Annotated in this window: 14 protein-coding genes and 1 tRNA gene; 10 read left to right on the top strand and 5 right to left on the bottom strand. The window is 60.0% G+C overall.

Annotated elements, in window-relative coordinates; genetic code table 11:
* Window positions 1–76: transfer RNA gene (locus IP81_RS02990), tRNA-Val, on the top strand.
* Window positions 77–126: 50 nt separating this feature from the next.
* Here IP81_RS02990 and IP81_RS02995 read toward each other — a convergent pair.
* Window positions 127–888 (bottom strand): FadR/GntR family transcriptional regulator, encoded by a 762-nt coding sequence (locus tag IP81_RS02995; protein ID WP_054106507.1) that lies wholly within the window; start codon window positions 886–888, stop codon window positions 127–129.
* Window positions 889–994: 106 nt separating this feature from the next.
* On the opposite strand from IP81_RS02995, the gene manD reads away from it, so the two are divergent.
* The 3 genes from manD to IP81_RS03010 are packed head-to-tail and all read left to right on the top strand — an operon-like array spanning window position 995 to window position 4,607.
* Window positions 995–2,203 carry a mannonate dehydratase gene (manD, locus tag IP81_RS03000; protein WP_054106508.1) on the top strand — a complete coding sequence of 403 codons (1,209 nt, stop codon included), beginning with the start codon at window positions 995–997 and terminating at the stop codon, window positions 2,201–2,203.
* A gap of 1 nt (window position 2,204) precedes the next feature.
* Window positions 2,205–3,725, top strand: a complete 1,521-nt coding sequence (locus tag IP81_RS03005) for a hypothetical protein (protein ID WP_054106509.1) — start codon at window positions 2,205–2,207, stop codon at window positions 3,723–3,725.
* Window positions 3,726–4,607 (top strand): sugar kinase, encoded by an 882-nt coding sequence (locus tag IP81_RS03010; RefSeq protein WP_054106510.1) that lies wholly within the window; start codon window positions 3,726–3,728, stop codon window positions 4,605–4,607. It abuts the gene before it with no gap.
* Window positions 4,608–4,622: 15 nt separating this feature from the next.
* Here the strand turns inward: IP81_RS03010 and IP81_RS03015 are convergent, their stop codons facing one another.
* Window positions 4,623–7,157: a beta-glucosidase gene (locus IP81_RS03015; protein WP_197274503.1), complete on the bottom strand. Its 2,535-nt coding sequence runs from the start codon at window positions 7,155–7,157 to the stop codon at window positions 4,623–4,625.
* Window positions 7,158–7,190: 33 nt separating this feature from the next.
* Window positions 7,191–8,441 (bottom strand): MFS transporter, encoded by a 1,251-nt coding sequence (locus IP81_RS03020; RefSeq protein ID WP_054106511.1) that lies wholly within the window; start codon window positions 8,439–8,441, stop codon window positions 7,191–7,193.
* A 417-nt stretch (window positions 8,442–8,858) separates the two neighbouring features.
* On the opposite strand from IP81_RS03020, the gene IP81_RS03025 reads away from it, so the two are divergent.
* A complete protein-coding gene (locus IP81_RS03025; protein ID WP_231626219.1) occupies window positions 8,859–11,141 on the top strand; it encodes a TonB-dependent receptor in 2,283 nt (760 codons plus the stop codon).
* A 69-nt stretch (window positions 11,142–11,210) separates the two neighbouring features.
* On the opposite strand, the gene IP81_RS03030 is transcribed toward IP81_RS03025, so the two are convergent.
* Entirely contained in the window at window positions 11,211–11,618 is a 408-nt protein-coding gene (locus IP81_RS03030; protein ID WP_082355933.1) for a nuclear transport factor 2 family protein, read from the bottom strand.
* 110 nt (window positions 11,619–11,728) lie between these two features.
* Between IP81_RS03030 and IP81_RS03035 the strand changes: the two genes are divergently transcribed.
* The 5 genes from IP81_RS03035 (at window position 11,729) to IP81_RS03055 (ending at window position 15,058) form a co-directional block, all read left to right on the top strand.
* Window positions 11,729–12,736, top strand: a complete 1,008-nt coding sequence (locus IP81_RS03035; protein WP_054106513.1) for an NADP-dependent oxidoreductase — start codon at window positions 11,729–11,731, stop codon at window positions 12,734–12,736.
* A gap of 185 nt (window positions 12,737–12,921) precedes the next feature.
* Window positions 12,922–13,659 carry a glucose 1-dehydrogenase gene (locus tag IP81_RS03040; protein ID WP_054106514.1) on the top strand — a complete coding sequence of 246 codons (738 nt, stop codon included), beginning with the start codon at window positions 12,922–12,924 and terminating at the stop codon, window positions 13,657–13,659.
* Complete coding sequence (locus tag IP81_RS03045) at window positions 13,656–14,189, top strand: VOC family protein (protein ID WP_054106515.1); 534 nt, start codon at window positions 13,656–13,658, stop codon at window positions 14,187–14,189. The genes IP81_RS03040 and IP81_RS03045 overlap by 4 nt, the downstream gene beginning before the upstream one ends.
* 9 nt (window positions 14,190–14,198) lie before the next feature.
* Window positions 14,199–14,549 (top strand): Rieske (2Fe-2S) protein, encoded by a 351-nt coding sequence (locus IP81_RS03050; RefSeq protein WP_054106516.1) that lies wholly within the window; start codon window positions 14,199–14,201, stop codon window positions 14,547–14,549.
* Between the two features lie 80 nt (window positions 14,550–14,629).
* Window positions 14,630–15,058 (top strand): nuclear transport factor 2 family protein, encoded by a 429-nt coding sequence (locus IP81_RS03055; RefSeq protein WP_054106517.1) that lies wholly within the window; start codon window positions 14,630–14,632, stop codon window positions 15,056–15,058.
* A 184-nt stretch (window positions 15,059–15,242) separates the two neighbouring features.
* Here IP81_RS03055 and IP81_RS03060 read toward each other — a convergent pair whose 3' ends face one another.
* On the bottom strand, window positions 15,243–17,696 hold the full coding sequence (locus IP81_RS03060; protein ID WP_054106518.1) for a TonB-dependent receptor: 2,454 nt from the start codon (window positions 17,694–17,696) through the stop codon (window positions 15,243–15,245).
* Between the last annotated feature and the right edge of the window lie 58 nt (window positions 17,697–17,754).

The following is a 17,754-nucleotide window of genomic DNA, read 5'->3' on the forward strand; positions in this document are numbered from 1 at the left end:
GGGCGCTTAGCTCAGTTGGTAGAGCATCTCGTTTACACCGAGAGGGTCAGCGGTTCGAGCCCGTTAGCGCCCACCACCGGACTACCGGATTTTATACCGGTCTATCCCCGATCACAGCCTCAACGCTTATGCCGTTGCGCGGGCATAGCGATCACGCTTTACTTGCGTGGCCTTGCGCGCTTCGGCCAGCGCGCGCTCTTCTGTCGCGAACAAAAGGCCTTCCAGCACGGCGGAAAGGTGCGCGCGCATAGCGGCTCGGGCGGCATTGGGATCGCGCGCGCGCAAAGCGTCCAGTACGGCGGTATGCTCTTCCACCACCGGCTTGATCTGGGCGTGGCGCGCTTTTTCATGCAGCAGCGCCGCCTCTGGCGATGTCGAACGCAAATCCCACAAGTGGGCGATAGCGTTATAAACCGCAACATTGCGCGTCGCACGGGCAATCGCCAGATGGAATTCCCGATCCGCGCTCTCGGTGCCGTTGGGCTCCTGATTTTCCTCGGCAATCCGCTGCACCAGCACTTCGATTTCGGCGATGTCAGCATCGTTTACTTGCGTCGCCGCCAAGGCCGCGGCCTCACCCTCGAACAACAGCCGTGCTTCGGTCAATTCAAACGCGGTCACGTCAAAGCCGGGCCGATCTTCATCGCCCGGCAAACGCATCACATATGCGCCAGAGCCAAGGCGTACCTCGACCAGCCCTTGCACTTCCAGTGCGATAACCGCTTCACGCACGGTGGGGCGGCTGACATCATAACGCGATGCCAGATCCCGCTCAGCCGGAAGCCGCGTACCCACCGGATAGTGTCCTTGCGCCAATTCCTCCATCAACGAGCGGGCAAGGTCTTGATACAAGCGGTCATTGGATTTGACGTTCGGCACGAGAGCCATGGCGGACAACCTTTTGGTAAAACCAATTTTCAAAACTTGACAGACCGAAATTGGTCCGTCAATCGGTAATACCACATTAGGCCAACACAATGCGAGTGCCCGAGTCATGAAAATTACCGCCGCCCGTGTGATCGTCACTTGCCCCGGTCGCAACTTCGTCACGCTCAAGATCGAAACCGATCAGGGTGTCTATGGCATCGGCGATGCCACACTGAACGGGCGCGAGCTTTCCGTGGTCGCCTATTTGCAGGAACACGTCGCCCCTTGCCTGATCGGCATGGACCCGCGCCGGATCGAGGATATCTGGCAGTACCTCTACAAGGGTGCCTACTGGCGGCGCGGACCAGTGACGATGCGCGCGATTGCTGCGGTCGATATGGCGCTCTGGGATATCAAGGCCAAGATGGCGGGCATGCCGCTTTACCAGTTACTCGGCGGGCGCAGCCGCGATTGCATCATGGTCTATGGCCACGCTAACGGATCGGACATTGCCGAAACGGTCGAGGCGGTCGGCCACTACATCGACATGGGCTACAAGGCGATCCGCGCGCAAACCGGCGTGCCGGGGGTGAAGGATGCTTACGGTGTCGGGCGCGGAAAGTTGTACTACGAACCCGCCGATGCCTCGTTGCCCTCGGTCACCGGATGGGACACGCGCAAAGCGCTCAACTATGTGCCCAAATTGTTTGAAGAATTGCGCAAAGTGTACGGCTTTGACCACCATTTGCTGCACGATGGCCACCATCGCTACACCCCGCAGGAAGCGGCCAATCTGGGCAAGATGCTCGAACCTTACCAGTTGTTCTGGCTGGAAGATTGCACCCCTGCCGAAAATCAGGAAGCGTTCAAACTCGTCCGCCAGCACACTGTCACCCCGCTCGCGGTGGGCGAGATTTTCAACACGATCTGGGACGCCAAGGACCTGATTCAAAACCAGCTTATTGATTATATCCGCGCCACCGTTGTCGGCGCAGGCGGCCTCACGCATCTGCGCCGCATCGCCGATCTGGCCAGCATGTACCAGGTCCGCACCGGCTGCCACGGTGCCACCGATTTGTCACCCGTTACAATGGGTTGCGCGCTGCACTTCGATACCTGGGTCCCCAACTTCGGCATTCAGGAATACATGCGCCATACCGCAGAAACCGATGCCGTGTTCCCGCATGATTACTGGTTTGAAAAGGGTGAGTTGTTCGTCGGCGAAACCCCCGGCCACGGCGTCGATATCGACGAGGCGCTGGCCGCAAAATATCCTTACAAACCCGCCTATCTGCCCGTCGCCCGGCTTGAAGACGGCACGATGTGGAGCTGGTAAGATGATGCGCAAAACTCTTTTGTCGGCCACGGCTCTCGTCGCTCTCACAGGTGCGGGGCAGGCTCCCACCCCCGCACTGCAATTGGCCAAGCTCCAGAAACTGGGCACAACCAGCGAACGCTATCAGTCTTACAACATTGAAATGGTTGAAGTTACCGGCGGGCGTTTCTGGGCACCCTATGGCGGCCCGGCAGACGAACGCTATCGCCAACGCCCGCCGATCGACCTGACCGATCCGAAGCTGATCGCCTTGGCCAAGGCACTTGGCCCCAGCCTGCTGCGCGTCAGCGGAACATGGGCCAACAACACGTATCTGGAGGCCGAAGGCGAAAACCTTTCCGCCCCGCCCGCAGGCTTCGTACAAGTGCTCAAGCGCGACCAATGGAAAAAAGTCGTCGCCTTTTCAAAAGCCGTCGATGCCCCCATCGTCACCAGCTTTGCGGTCAGCAATGGCACGCGCAACACAGATGGTGTTTGGACACCCGTACAGGCGCAGCGCCTTGTCGATCTCACACGTGAGGCAGGCGGCAGCCTCTATGCCGCCGAATTCTTCAACGAATCCAATATGCCCGGTGCGGCACCTGAAATGCCCAAGGCCTATACCGCTGCCAATTATGCCGCAGAGTTCCGCCTGTTCCACGATTGGGCGCGCAAGGCCGTCCCCGAAATGCGCATGCTCGGCGTTGGCGGCGTCGGTGAAGTCGGCTTGCTGAAAGATGTGCCCGTACCTGCCGAAATGGGCACCCACGTCAGCACCGAAGACATGATGAAGGCCAATCCCGATAGCGTTGATGCGGTCTCCTATCACTTCTACGGATCGGTTTCCCAACGCTGCCTCGGGCTTGGCATCGGCACGGCGGTCAAGGAAAACGCACTAAGCGCCGCATGGCTTGACCTGACGGTGCGCGATTATGCCTATTACGCCGCTTTGCGTGACAAGTTCGAACCCGGCAAGCCGATGTGGAACACCGAAACCGCGCAAGCAGCATGTGGCGGAAGCCCGTGGGCATCGACCTTCCTCGATACGTTCCGCTACCTCAACCAGAACGCGGCGCTTGCACAAAAAGGCTTGCAAGTGGTGATGCACAATACGCTGGCCGCCATCGATTACGCGCTGATTGACCGTGACACCTTGAAGCCGCGCCCCAATTACTGGGCCGCCGTGCTGTGGCGGCGCACGATGGGGCAAACCGTGCTTGCCTCTCCGAAGTCCCCCTCCCCCGCCATGCGGCTTTATACCCACTGCCTTGCCGGAAAGGCAGGCGGCGTGGCAGTTATGGCACTGAACACGGGCGAGGCGGCGCAGCGCATCAATCTTGGTGGCAAGGGACTTGGCTGGACAATGACCGGCACACCACTTGATACGCGCAACGTGCTGGTAAATGGCCACCAGCCTGTACTTGATGCTGATCTCAAGTTCACAGGGCTTGAAGGCGCGGCGATTAGCGGGACGACCACAATCCCCGGCCAATCGGTTTCATTCTTTGCGATACCGGGTGCCGCCAATCCGGTTTGCCGTTAAATGCGGGTCGTTCTCGTCGGGGAAGCCATGGTCGAACTGTCGCAAGACGGCGCGGGCTGGCAGCTTGCCTATGGTGGGGACACCCTGAACACGGCGATCCACCTCGCCCGCGCCGGGGTGGACACCGCCTACCTCACAGCGCTTGGCACCGATCCGTTCAGCGCAAACCTGAAGGCGCAATGGTCGGCCGAGGGACTGGACACTAGCCTTGTCCTTGCCGATCCGTTGCGCAATCCCGGACTCTATGCGATCACTTGCGATGATACGGGCGAGCGCAGCTTTACCTATTGGCGCGGCGATAGCGCGGCACGGCGGCTGTTTGATTGTGACGGCATTGCGCCTGCCCTTGCCAATGCCGCGCAGGCAGACCTGCTCGCCTTCTCGCTGGTATCTTTGGCGGTCCTACCCGATGCAGGGCAACAGGCCTTGCTGGCGCTGGCCCGCACTGTGCGCGAACGCAGCGGACAAGTGGTGTTCGACGGAAACTACCGCCCCCGCCTCTGGCCCGATGCCGCAACCGCACGGGCTGCACGCGATGCCGCGATTGCGCTGGCCACCATCGGCCTGCCCACGCTTGAGGACGAAGTGCTGCTGGGCAGTACCAACAATCCCGCCGCCGTGGCCGCCCATTGGCAAAGCCTTGGCTGCGCCGAAACCGTGGTAAAGCTTGGCGCAGACGGATGCCGCTTGCCCGATGGCCGGATCATCGCGCCCGAAAGCGTGCTCGCCCCTGTTGATACCAGCGGCGCGGGCGATGCATTCAACGCCGGCTATCTTGCCGCGCGCCTTCGCGGCGATACGCAAGAGCAGTCTGCACGCGGCGGACATGCCCTTGCCGGTTGGACAGTCATGCGCCGGGGGGCCATTCCCTCGCGGGATTAGCCCCCCAATGCCCGCCTACCGGTCGATATAGCCCACCCGCACCAGATCTGCCGGTGCGGACGAGCGCCCCGCCCAAACCGTAAAACGGCCTGCCGGGATCACCCACGCATGCGCCTTTTCATCCCACACGCCCAGCGGGTGGTTGGTCGCAGCAGGATCGATCCCGATCTCGACCGCACCCGATGCACCCGGCTTCAATTCTATGCGCTGGAAGCCCACCAGACGCTTGGGCGGTTGCACCGCGCCCACCGCGTTTGCGCTTTGCGGCAACGACACATAGACTTGCACCACTTCGGCTCCGGTCCGCTTACCGCTATTCTTGACCCGCACTTGCGCGCGCCATGATCCGCGCGCGCTGTCAAAGACAAGCTTCGGCGCGCACTGGACAAATGTGGTGTAGGACAGGCCGTGCCCGAACGGGAAGGCGACACAAGGGTTCCGCCCCGCCCGCACCGCGCAGCCACCGCTCACATTGGCATCGTACCAGCGATAACCAATGGCCAGCTTCTCGCTGTAGGTGACCGTCTGGGTCTTGCCGTCTGCGGCCAGAACGCCGGGGAACTGGGCCGGGGTCGCATGATCGAGGAAGCCCTTGCCCGCCTGCGGGAAAGTCACCGGCAGCTTGCCCGATGGATTGACCCGGCCGAACAGCACATCGGCCACGATATTGCCGTCTTCCTGCCCGGGGAACCATGTTTCAAGAATGGCTGGCCCCTTGGCTCCGATGACAGAACCCGGCAGCGCAACGCCTGCATTGTCTTTCAGCACCAGCACCGATTTGGCCGCCATCGACCGTCCCGTAACCGAACGCGCCGCCAGCAAAGCCTCGATCATCGCTGTCGTCCCGCTGTTGCGCGCTGTGTTCTTCTCGCCGCTGGTGGCAATCGCGTTGGACCGCGCCGCATACCAATCCAGCCCGCTGCCAAGCGCCGCACCCGACGCAAGCTGATGGCCGCTGGTATCGGTGAAAGTCGCACGGTCTGCCCCTTCCTCCGATATCGTGCCCGCCATGATAACAACCGCATCGGCCTTCGCCGCTTCGGCAACCGCATCAGCAAAGGAGACTTGCGTGCCGTCAACGGTGCCCGAGGCATTGGCATCATCCACCAGCACCAGCTTGACCGAAGCTGTCGCGCCCAAAGCGCTGCGCAATCCTTCAATCGGGGAAACGGTGTACGCTGGCACCACATCGGAACTGCCGCCGCCCGATCCCATCGGCTCGCCCGTAATCGCCCCGCCTGCTACCGCTTGCTGCGCATAGACCTGGCTGGCCTTGCCGATCAGGACGAGCGACTTGATCCCGCTGCGCAAGGGCAAGGCCCCGTTGTTCTGCAACAGCACCGCTCCGCGCCCGCCAATGGCCCGCGCCAGCTTGCCACCTGCCGCATAATCGATTGGCGATTGCTCCAGCTTGCGGTCAAAAATCCCCGCCTTGAAGGCTTGGGTATAGCGCCGCTCCAGCGCTGCATCGATCTGCGCCACGGTCAGCGCACCACTGGCAAGCGCGGCCTTGATCTTATCGGGTGCCCATTGGATCGGCATCGGCATTTCGTGATCCATGCCATTGGCAAAGCTTGCCACCGTGCTTTTCATCGCGAAAAAGTCTGACTGGACATAACCGGTGAAGCCCCAATCCTTGCGCAAGATATCGGTCAGCAGCTCGCGGCTCTCGCACGACGATTGCCCGTTCACATAGTTATAGGCGCACATCACCGATGCGGCCTTGCCATCCCTCACCGCCATTTCGAACGGCAGCAGATACAACTCGCGCAAAACCTGCCGGTCCACCGTGGTCTGGATGGCCATGCGGTTGGTTTCCTGCTCATTAGCGGCATAATGCTTGGGCATGGCGATCAAACCACGCGCCTGTATTGCCTTGGTTTCGGCAACCGCCATCACGCCGCTCAAATAGGGGTCTTCCCCAAAATACTCGAAATTCCGCCCCAGAACCGGCAAGCGCGCCAGATTGACGCCGGGGGCCTCGAACACGTGCAGGCCCAGATTGTGCATCTCTGTGGCGATCACCTCACCATACAGGCCCGCCACTGCCGGATCGAACGATGCCGCCGCCGCCATAGCAGATGGCAATGCCGTCGCCTTGGCCGAGCTTGGATGGGTATAAGCGCCAACGCTGATGCCACCAAAACCGTTCGCTGACGGCGGGATCTTGGCCACCTCGGGCGAGACGCAATCGTTCTGCCCCAGCCCGACCGGCCCGTTGGTGATGCGATAGGTCGGCACGCCAAGCGCCGCTATTGCGGTCACATGCCGCGCGCCGTAGCACGCTGGCAGGTCGGGCAGGATTTCGGGTCGCGCGCCGGTCAATTGCTGCAACTTCTGATCCAGCGTCATGGCGGCAAGCAGCATCTTTGCCCGGCGATTGGCGATACCTTCGCGCGCAGCCTCGCCTTGCGCCGCTGTCATTTCGGCGATCACATCGGGCGAAAGCCACGGCAGCGCCGTCTGCGAATAAACCGGATTACCAAGCGCCATGGCCAAAGCCATCGCACCTGTGGTGCTTGCCATTTTCAGCTTCGAACCCAAAGTCATGCGCTTCATCCTCACCAAGGTTTCCATACTATTTCAGACAGTTGCTTTGCCACCGTCAGACTTCAACAGTCCCCACAGCACCACCGCTGCCAGCAAATCCAATCCCGCCAGCGCCACGAACAGCGGGTTATACCCGAACAGGTCCGCGCTCTGCCCGATCAACAGCGTGAACAACATCCCGCCGATCCACGCCGATGTGCCCGCCATGCCGCTGGCCGTACCTACCGTGCGGCTGTCAAACACGTCGGCGCACAAAGTGATCAGCGCGCCGTTGAGCAATTGATGCGCAAAGCCGCCGACGCAGAACAGCGCGATTGCCATTGCGGGCGACGTGGCAAGGCCAATGCAAGCAGGCCCCACCATGCACAGCGCGCCCAGCGTCATGGTGACCTTGCGCGATGATAACAGCGATTTTCCGCGCGCCATCAACCAAGGCGGCAGCAATCCTGCTGCAAGGCTGCCAAAATCGGCAGCCAGAAACGGCAGCCAAGCCCACAGCGCGATAGATTTCAGATCAAGCTGCCACACCGCCACCAGATAAAGCGGGATAAAGAAGTTGAAGGTCTGCCACGCTGGTTCCGCCAGAAAACGCGGCACCGCAATGGCCCAGAAAGACCGGCTGCGCAGCACGTCCGCTTTGGTTGCAGGCTTGGTGGCATCGGGCTGGTTCATCTTGATCAATGCATCGCGTTCAGCCTGCGATAGCCGGGGATGATCTGCCGGGTCGCGATAGCCGACCCACCACAAGCCCGCCCAAACAAGGCTTAAAGCCCCTGTCACGATAAACGCCGCCTGCCAGTTCCACGCAAGAATGCAAAACGCCACAAGCGGCGGCGCAATCATGTTGCCAACGCTCGTGCCCATCTGGAACAGGCTCGTGGCAAGCGGGCGTTCCTTGGGCGGAAACCACTGCGCCACGGTCTTGGTGCCCGCCGGAATCGCCGCCGCCTCGGTCGCGCCCAATGCTGCGCGGAACATAGCAAGGCTCATCCAGCCTGTGGCAAAGGCGTGCGCCATATTGCTCACCGCCCACCCCACCGCGAACACGAAAAAGCCGATCCGCGTGCCCAGTGCATCCAGCACAGCGCCTGCCACCGTCTGCATCACTGTATAGGTCGCCTGAAAGGCAAGGATCACCCAGCTATATTGCTCGGTGGTCATCGCAAATTCGGTCTTGAGCGTGGGCGCGGCCACCGAAAGCGTCGAACGCGCCAGATAGTTGAGGATCGTGCCCAGCGTGATAAGCGCGATGATCCACCAGCGCAGCGGGAGCGTCTTGATCATGCCGGGCCTCCAATGGTCCTGAATCCAATGGTCCTGGACAAGTCTGCGCAAGCAACCTGCGCTCTTGGTCCGTCACACCAGCTGTCCCGATTCGAACAGGCAAAAGACTCAAGCGCCCCGGCAGGTGCAGGAGGTGACGCAAGCCAAGATGTCTGGCCGATAAAGCCGTTTTGCAACACGTCACTCTCCCCGTCGAAGCTGGCACCATATTGGTCAGACCGATAATAAAGCCATATTTGCCCGCTTTGGCAAGGATTTCCTGATGTTCCAAGCCAAAATCGGTAATTTGCGATCGCGAATTGCAACAAATTAGTCAAAACTTTGGCTTGACAGTCACGACTTTTCCCGCAATTCGGTCAGACCAACAAGCTTGCCAAATTCCGTTGGGAGAGAAAAATGTCGTTAAAGAGGCTTCTTTTGTCCGCGACCGCAGTCGCTTTGGTGCCCGGATTCGCATCGGCGCAAGACACTGGACAGACCGGTTCGGTCGAATCCGCTCCCGAACAGGAGAATGCCGGTCTCGAAGAAATCATCGTCACCGCGCAAAAGCGTGAACAGAACATGCAGGACGTGGCCGTTGCGGTCACCGCGCTTAGCGGAGATACGCTGACCAATCGCAACGTCGCCACGGTGGCCGACCTTCCGCGCCTCGCCCCCAGCCTTACCCTGACGCAAGGCAACGTGCCCACCAACAACTCGCTCAACTTGCGCGGAATCGGCACGGTATCGTTCAGCACCGCCATCGAACCATCGGTCGCGGTGATCGTCGATGATGTGCCGCTGCTGCAACAGGCCCAGGCGTTCTCGGGCCTCAGCGATATCGCCCGCATCGAAGTGCTGCGCGGCCCGCAAGGCACGCTGTTCGGCAAGAACGCCTCGGCAGGTGCGGTCAATATCGTATCGCGCGGCGCATCCGATGTCTTGACCGGCGCGATCACCGGCACAGCCACCACGGACGACGAACTGCGCGTCGAAGGATCGATCGCCGGACCTCTTGGCACCGGCGTCGGCTTCCGCGTCAATGCTTTCTACGCCGACCGCAAGGGCTATATCCGCAATCTCGAAGACGGTTCACGCCTCAACAACGACAAGAGCTACGGCGTGCGTGGGCGGCTTGAATTTGAACCGACCGACACGTTGAAGTTCGATGTCATCGCCAGCCATACCGTCAATGAAAGCAATGGCTTTGCCCGCACCTATCGCACGGCCCCTGCCGGAGCGACTGTGTTTGGTTCTTCGCTTGCCCCCAGCATCGCCGGGATCACCGCAGGCGAAGACAATTACAGCGTCCGCCTGAACCGTCCGCTGTTCAACAAAAGCGAACAGACCACAGTTTCAGGCCGCGCCACACTCGATCTCGGCTTTGCCGATCTGGTATCGGTCACCAGCTATCAGGACTGGGCCTTCCAGTTCGAGGAAGATTTTGACTACACGATCTCCAACGTGATTGGCATCCCCGGCGGGATCACCGCAAACAGCACTTATGCTGCCAGCATGTTCACGCAGGAATTGCGCCTCGTTTCGTCAGCCAAGTCAGACTTCACCTATGTGGTCGGGCTATTCTATGCCGATGGCAAAACCGACCGCAGCTTTGCCCGTGGCCCATCCGGACCGGTCGTGGCGAACTGGACATCGCGCAGCGCAACCCAAAGCTATGCCGGTTTTGCGCAGGCGACCTACACCCTTTCGGACACGACCCACATTGATGCCGGAGTCCGCCTGAACCACGAAGAAGTGTCCGCGCGCTTCATCAACAACGTGCCAAACGCCAACCCGCCCGCCAACAACGCCACATGCCTCAGCCTGTGCAACGGCGCAGCATCCGATACCGTGGTGACATGGAAAACATCGCTGCGTCAGGACCTTTCCGATGCCGTCATGGTCTACGCCTCGTTTGCGCGCGGCTACAAGGGACAAGGCTTCGATATCAGCACCGGCTTCAGCCCGCGCCGTGCGACCAACCCGGTACGTCCGGAAACCTCGGACGCTTATGAAGCAGGCATCAAGTCGCGCTTCCTTGACAACAAGGTGCAGCTCAACATTTCGGCATTCTGGAGCAACTTCCGTGACTTCCAGGCACAGTCGGCCATTGTTCTGCCCGATGATACGCTCGAACTGACGCTCAACAACGTCGGCCGTGTCCGCACACGCGGCTTCGAAGTCGAATTGTCCGCGCGGCCCATCCCCACCCTCACGCTCGACAGCGCGCTGAGTTTTACCGATACGCGGATCATGTCGTTCCCCGGCGCACAATGCTATGCCGCGCAAACCGTGGGCTGCTTTGATCTTGATGGCGCTGGTCCATCCAATGTCAGAGGCCAGAACCTTGCCGGCAAGCGCCTGCCCAACGCACCGCGCCTGAAATTCAACGTCGGCGGAACCTACGATATCCTGCTGCCATCCTTACCGTTTGACGGCTTTATCCAGACAGATGTGTCCTATCAAAGCGCGGTCAATTTCGACCTTCTCGCCAACCCGCTGCTTGAGCAAAAGGGCTATGCTGTCGTCAATGGCAGCATCGGTATCGACCAGAACGACCGTGGCGGGCTGCGCGTAGCGCTCTATGTCAACAACCTGTTCGACAAGCGCTATGCTTCCAACCTGACGGTTGCTCCGGGTGGCTCGGTCGGCCTGCTCCAGCAAGCCCTTGATCGCAATTCACGCCGCTACTTCGGCATCCGGGCACGCTACAAGTTCTGACCTGCTAACATAAAACCAGATCCACCCTAAGGCTCCGGGCGCGTCCAAAGCGCCTGGAGCCTCTTTTTGTTATGCAGACGCCTTCAATGCTGCTGCTGCCTGAAATACGGCGTGATCAAAATAGAACGGCTTGATTTCGCAGCACTTGCCATCGCGAAAGCGGAACACTTCGCACAATTCAGCAGGGGCCAACGACGGGTCTGCAAAGCGGAACGACAGGATCGTTACCGCATGGTCCTTGCCCGCTGTCGTTTCAACGCGGTCAAGCCCGACGACATCCACCATCGTCATGACTTTCGCATACAATTCGCGCAGCGCGGTTTTGCCGCGATAGACACCAGCCATCGGCAGGCCTTCTGCTTCGGTGATGAAGAAATCGTCCGTCAACATCGTTTCTGCCGTGTCGAAATCGCCCACGCCGGTCGCGGCATAGAGGTCGTCGACGAACTGGATCATTTCTGCTGCGGTCATGTTCATTTTTGATATTCCTCTTCCCGGTTTTGTGCAGGATCACCTAACCGGGCCTCGTGCGAAACCTAGCGATATAGCTAGCGCGGAACAGCGCACACTGTCGCTAAGGTGCTCCCATGCAAACAACCCGCCAGATCACCCTCGTCCGCCGCCCTTCAGGCGTGCCTCTGCCTACAGACTTCGCCCTGACCGTGGCCCCCCGGCCTGTACCCGGCCCCGGTGAAATCCTCGTGAAGATGCGCGTCTGCTCGTGCGATCCTGCCATTCGCGGGTTCCTGGATGACCGGCCGAGCTATTTGCCGCCGGTTGCGCTGGGTGCGCCGATCAACGGCATGTCGCTGGGCGAAGTGGTCGAATCGCACAATCCCGATTGGCCGGTTGGCACCCTGTTGCGCACATTTGCGGTCTGGTCGGAATACTACGTCGTGGGCGCAGACGCCTTGGGCATCGAAAAGGTCGAACCTGTGTCCGGCGTGCCCTTGCAGCACTATATGGGCGCGCTTGGCCCGGTTGGCCTGACCGCGTGGGTCGGCCTGTTTGAAATCGGCAAGGCGAAGGCGGGTGAAACCGTGCTGGTCAGCGCCGCAGCCGGCGCCACCGGCAGCACCGTCGTGCAACTCGCCAAAGCCGCCGGATGCCGCGTGATCGGCCTTGCTGGCGGCCCTGCCAAGGCGCAAATCGTGCGCGATATGGGCGCAGACGTGGCGATTGATTACAAGGCCGCACCCGATCTTGCCGCCGCCATCGCACAAGCCGCCCCCGAAGGCATCGACGTCTATTTCGACAATGTCGGCGCTGAAACGCTCGAAGCCGTCCTGCCGCTGATGCGCCTCCATGGCCGCATCGCGGTGTGCGGCATGATCGCGCAATACAATGATGCCGATAACCCCCACGGCAACCGCAACTTGTGGCAACTGGTGGTCAACCGCCTGACCATGCGCGGCTTCATCACCTATGATCACCCCGAAGTGCTGGGCGAGGCGCAAGCCATGCTGGATCGCTTGTTCAGCGAAGGAAAGCTCAAGCCGCTCGAAAACGTGCGCGAAGGCCTCGAAAAGCTGCCAGAAGCCTTCATCGATCTGATGAGCGGGCGCACCACCGGCAAAACGCTCGTCCTGATTTAAGGCATTAAGAAAGGCGTCTAGTCCGTTTGCAAACAAGCCCTTTGGCTTCGTCATTTGCGAGCCCTGCGCAGCGGGGAGAAGCAATCCAGAGCGGATTACACACCCTCTGGATTGCGTCGTCGGCTTCGCCTCCTCGCAATGACGAAGTTAGGTTTGGCAATAGGCTCAAAAAGAAGGACAGAGTGATGGGAATTCTGGAGGGCAAGACCGCCTTTGTCACCGGCGGCGCATCGGGCCTTGGTGAAGCCATCGCCCGGGCCTATGTGGCCGAGGGCGCAGCGGTGATCATTGCCGATATCGATGCAACCTCAGGCAAAGCGCTGGCCGAAGAACTGGGCGCGCGGTTCGTCGCGCTTGATGTGACACAGGAAGCATCCTGGGCCAGTGCTATCGCCGCCTGTAACCGGATCGATGTGCTGGTCAACAATGCCGGGATCACCACGCTCGGCTCGATTGAGGAGGTAACCCTCGACCAGTTCCGCCACGAACTGGATATCGATGTGCTGGGCGTGTTCATGGGCATTCAGGCCGCCTTGCCCAAAATGAAGCCGCACGGCGGATCAATCATCAACATGTCGTCGCTATCAGGCGTCAAAGCCTCGTCCAACCTTGTCGCCTACAATGCGGCCAAGGCGGCGGTAACGCTGATGACCAAATCCTGCGCGCTGCACTTTGCCGAAAAGGGCTACAACATCCGCTGCAACTCGATCCATCCGGGCGCAATCCACACCCCGATCATCGATAAAGTGCTGGCGCAATCGGACACCCCCGATGCGCTTTACCAAAGCTTCGTCGATGTCCACCCCGTCAAGCGTCTGGGACGGCCCGAAGAGATCGCAGCCATTGCGGTCTATCTGGCCAGCGATGCCAGCGCCTTTGCCACCGGGGCCGAATTCCGCATCGATGGCGGTGCCTCGATATGACCGGCGCGCTCCCCATCCGCCAGGTCGCGTTCTTCGTTGAAGATGTGCGCAGCGCCGCGCGCGCACATCACGCCACGTTCGGATCGGGGCCATTCTTCGTGGCCGACAATATCCCGCTCAAAAGCGCGGTCCATCGCGGCACCGAACGCCTGCTCGATCATACATCGGCCTACGGGCAATGGGGCGATGTGATGGTGGAATTTGTCAGCCAGAACAATCTCGGCCCCTCGCCCTTCCGCGATCTTTACCCCGAAGGATCGGGTCGCTGGGGTATGCATCATGCCGCCATCTTTGTGGACGATGTCGATGCCGAAATCGCGCGCTTTGCCGCCAAAGGTGCCGCCTGTGCCTTACGAGCAGAAATGAACGACGGCTTCGTGTTTGCCTTTGCCGATACAACCGCAACGCTGGGCCTGATGACCGAACTTTACGCCCCCACCCAAGCGCTTATTGATTTCTATGCAATGGTGGCGCAGGCCGCCAAGGACTATCGCGGCACAGACCCGATCCACACCATACGCATGACTTGAGGACATTTCGTGAGCGATACCTGGCACTCCCTGATCCCCGAAGCCGAATTCCCCGCAGAAGGCAAAGTCGCCACCAAAGTCGGCGGCTGGCACGTCTTGCTCGCCAAAACGGACGAAGGCCTGTTTGCGGTCAATGATCGCTGCACCCATCAGGCAGCCTTGCTCTCCACCGGACGCATCCGCCGTGGTGCGGTAATGTGCCCTCTGCACGGCGCGCGCTTTGAAATAGCAAGCGGTCGTTGCGTGGGCGGGGCGTACAAGGACTTGCGCCAGTTCCCGGTGCGCCTCGAAAACGGCCAGATCGAAGTCTGCGTGCCCGATGCCCAACCCGGCATGGATGAATTGCCCATCCAGATCTAACCTCGCCTATCCCACAGGTTCGCAAGGGGCGGCACCGCGTTACTCTTGTGCCCAAGCAACAAGAAACCGGAGAGAAACCCATGCCGTTCACTGGCCCTTTCGAAGACCGCCTCGCCATCCGCGAACTGCTTGAGGCTTATGCCGATGCCGTTACGCGGATTGATGCCGATGATTGGGCAGCGACATGGGCGCAAGACGCCGAATGGTCGCTGCCCGATTACCCCGAACTTGGCACCACGCGTGGCCGCGCCGCGATCAAGGCGATGTGGATCGAGGCGATGAAGAGCTATCCCGGCATCATGTTTGAAGCATGGCCCGGCTCGATCGAAGTGACCGGCGATACCGCCGTAATGCGAAGCTACACCTCGGAAGTCTATGACCAGAACGGTGTGACCATGCGTGATCGCGGCCAGTATGAAGATACCTGCGTGAAGATTGACGGCAAATGGCTGTTCAAAACCCGCAGCTTCCGCAACATCCACCGCCAGCACGCACCCAAGGGCTGTTAAGCGGCTCCTCCTTCAACAACACAAAAAAGGCGGAGCCAGAAGCTCCGCCTTTTTTGTTGCGCTGTCGTGCAGCTGACAGACAAGACCCTTCAATTCGTCACTGCGAGCCCCGCGCAGCGGGGAGAAGCAATCCAGAGCGATGAAACGCGGCTCTGGATTGCTTCATCGAAGGGCCTTCTCGCAATCAGAAGCGCTTCGTCACCGTCACCTGAACAGTGCGCGGCAGGTTGCCAAAACCGAGCTGGTCAGCGCGAATACCGCCAGCCGTGCCGGTGCCGCCACCGGTCGACGGGCCATCCACCACGCCGCTCACGAAGAAGCGGTTGGTCAGGTTCTTGCCGATCACCGCGATCTGCCAGTTATCGTCTTCCGCGCCAAAGCGGATGCCCGCATCAAGCACGGCATACTTGCTCTGTTCAGAGAACGGATTGCCAAAGCCCGATGCCAGATAAGCACCGGAATAGCGTGTATCGACATTGAGACCCAGCTTCATGCCGTTACCGATTGCCGCATCATAACCGATGCCGAATGCGCCGGTCCATTCAGGCGCAACCGACAGCGGCTTGCCGCCAAGGTTCTGGCGTGGCGCGCCTGCCACCAGCGAACAACCCTGCGCAGGCGTTTGGCCTGCATAGCATGGTGCCGATGGGAAGTTGGTATAACGCGCATGGGTGTAGTTGATCGAACCATGCACGTTCAACCCATCAAGGCTGCGCGGTGCATATTCGAATTCCACTTCCACACCCTTGGTGCGCGCATCGGCGGTCAGCGTCTGGAACGCGAAGATCGGCGAGTTGAAGAAATCGACCTGCAAATCATCATAGGCATAGCTGAATAGGCCAAGATTCAGCCGAAGCTGGTTGTCCAGCACGGTTGACTTGATGCCGAATTCGAACCCGCGCGCCTTTTCAGGATTGAAGGTGAGATCAGCCAGCGGATCAGCCGAAAACTTCGAATTGATCCCGCCGTTCGAGAAACCGCCCGACTTATAGGCCGTCTTGTACGCGCCATAAACCAGCACATCATCAACCGGCTTCCACGTCAGCGTCACTTCAGGCGACCAGTCGTTGAAGGTTTGCTGTGCGCTGATTTCGCCCTGACCATCGGGATCGGCCTCGTCGCGGAAAATCCCCTGCACGCCGATGTTGTTGTAAGGCTGCGTGAAATAGCTGTCCTTGGTTTCGTGGGTGTAACGCACCCCGCCTGCCAGTTCGAGCCGGTCCACGATTGCCCATGTTACCTGGCCGAACAGCGCGGTGGTTTCACCATCGGTGAAGCTGGTCTTGGCCGAAGCGACAAAACGGTTGGCAGCAGCAGCCCGATCATCGCGCAAACCCGCAAAGGCCACATACTGTTCAAATTCGCGCTTGGTCTTCTGGTACAGGCCGCCGATCATCAGATTGATCGGGCCATCAAACGCGGTTTGCGCACGCAATTCCTGCGAAAATGCACGCCATGTGGAATTTTCCGTCGCCCACGTTGCGTTGTTGCTCGTCTGGAAGTCGCAGGCGCAGGCCCAACGGTTGTTGTTGGTGTTGTAATTGGTGACAGAGCTGATCGTCAGATCATCGTTGACGGCATAAGTGATATTGCCGTTCAGCGCCCACGAACGATAGCGATTGTAGAGCGAACCGTCGCTTTTCGCGAAGGGGAAGTTGGCGGCAATATCAACCGGCATGTTGTTCTGGTGCGTGACGAAATCGGTGCCGCAAGCATAGCCGGTCAACTGGCTGATGCCGTTGGCGTTGCCGCAATTGTACGCCACATAGTTCCACGACGAATTGTTCACTTCGTTGTGATCGAACGAGCCCTTGACCGTCATGGTCAGCTTGTCGTCCGGCGTATACTTCAGCGTGATACGGCCCAGCAATTCATCCTCGCCCGGTGCATCGGCAGCAGCAGGCAAAGCAAGATGGCCGATCGGGTTTCCAGCACCGCCGGTCAGCAGGTTCTGGATATCAACCGTGGTATAAGTGCGGTTGACCGAGACATTGCGATAATAGCCCTTGTCCATCATCGAACCGCGCACGGCCAAACGCACACCAAAGGTATCGGACAACGGAACCGAAGCGATGAACTCGCCAAGGTATTGCTGCGAGCGGAATTCATACCCGGCACGCGCGATGAATTCGCGGTCCTGGCCCGGATCATTGGTGGTCAGCGAGATCACGCCAGCCGTCGCGTTCTTACCAAAGAACAGCGCCTGCGGGCCTTTGAGCACTTCAACCCGCTTAAGATCGAAGAAGCCTTCCTGAATGACGCGGCCTTGCCCGTAATAGGCGCCATCCACCACCACGGCGACCGACTGTTCGATACCGATCGAGGTTGATGACGAACCGATGCCGCGCATCGTCAACTGCGCGCCCGAACCGTTCGAAGCACGGCCGACCGAAAGGTTCGGCGTCGCGCCTGCGATCTTTTCGATGCTGGTGATATCGCGCTGCTGGATCACGCGCTCGGAAATGGCGGTAACCGCAACCGGCACGGTCTGCACCGATTCTTCACGCTTGCGTGCGGTCACGATGATTTCTTCAAGCCCGCCGCTGCTGGCCCCCTCTTGTGCCGCATCTTGGGCAAAGACCGGTGTGGCCGCAGTCAATGCGCAAGTCGCTAACAGAAGCGTTCTAAATGACCGCATGGTAATGTCTCCCTGGAATATTTTCGTTACAGTTTCTCGCGCCCGTCTTTAGTTTTTC

Origin of the sequence: Novosphingobium sp. AAP83 (assembly GCF_001295795.1) — a bacterium.
GTDB lineage: Bacteria > Pseudomonadota > Alphaproteobacteria > Sphingomonadales > Sphingomonadaceae > Novosphingobium.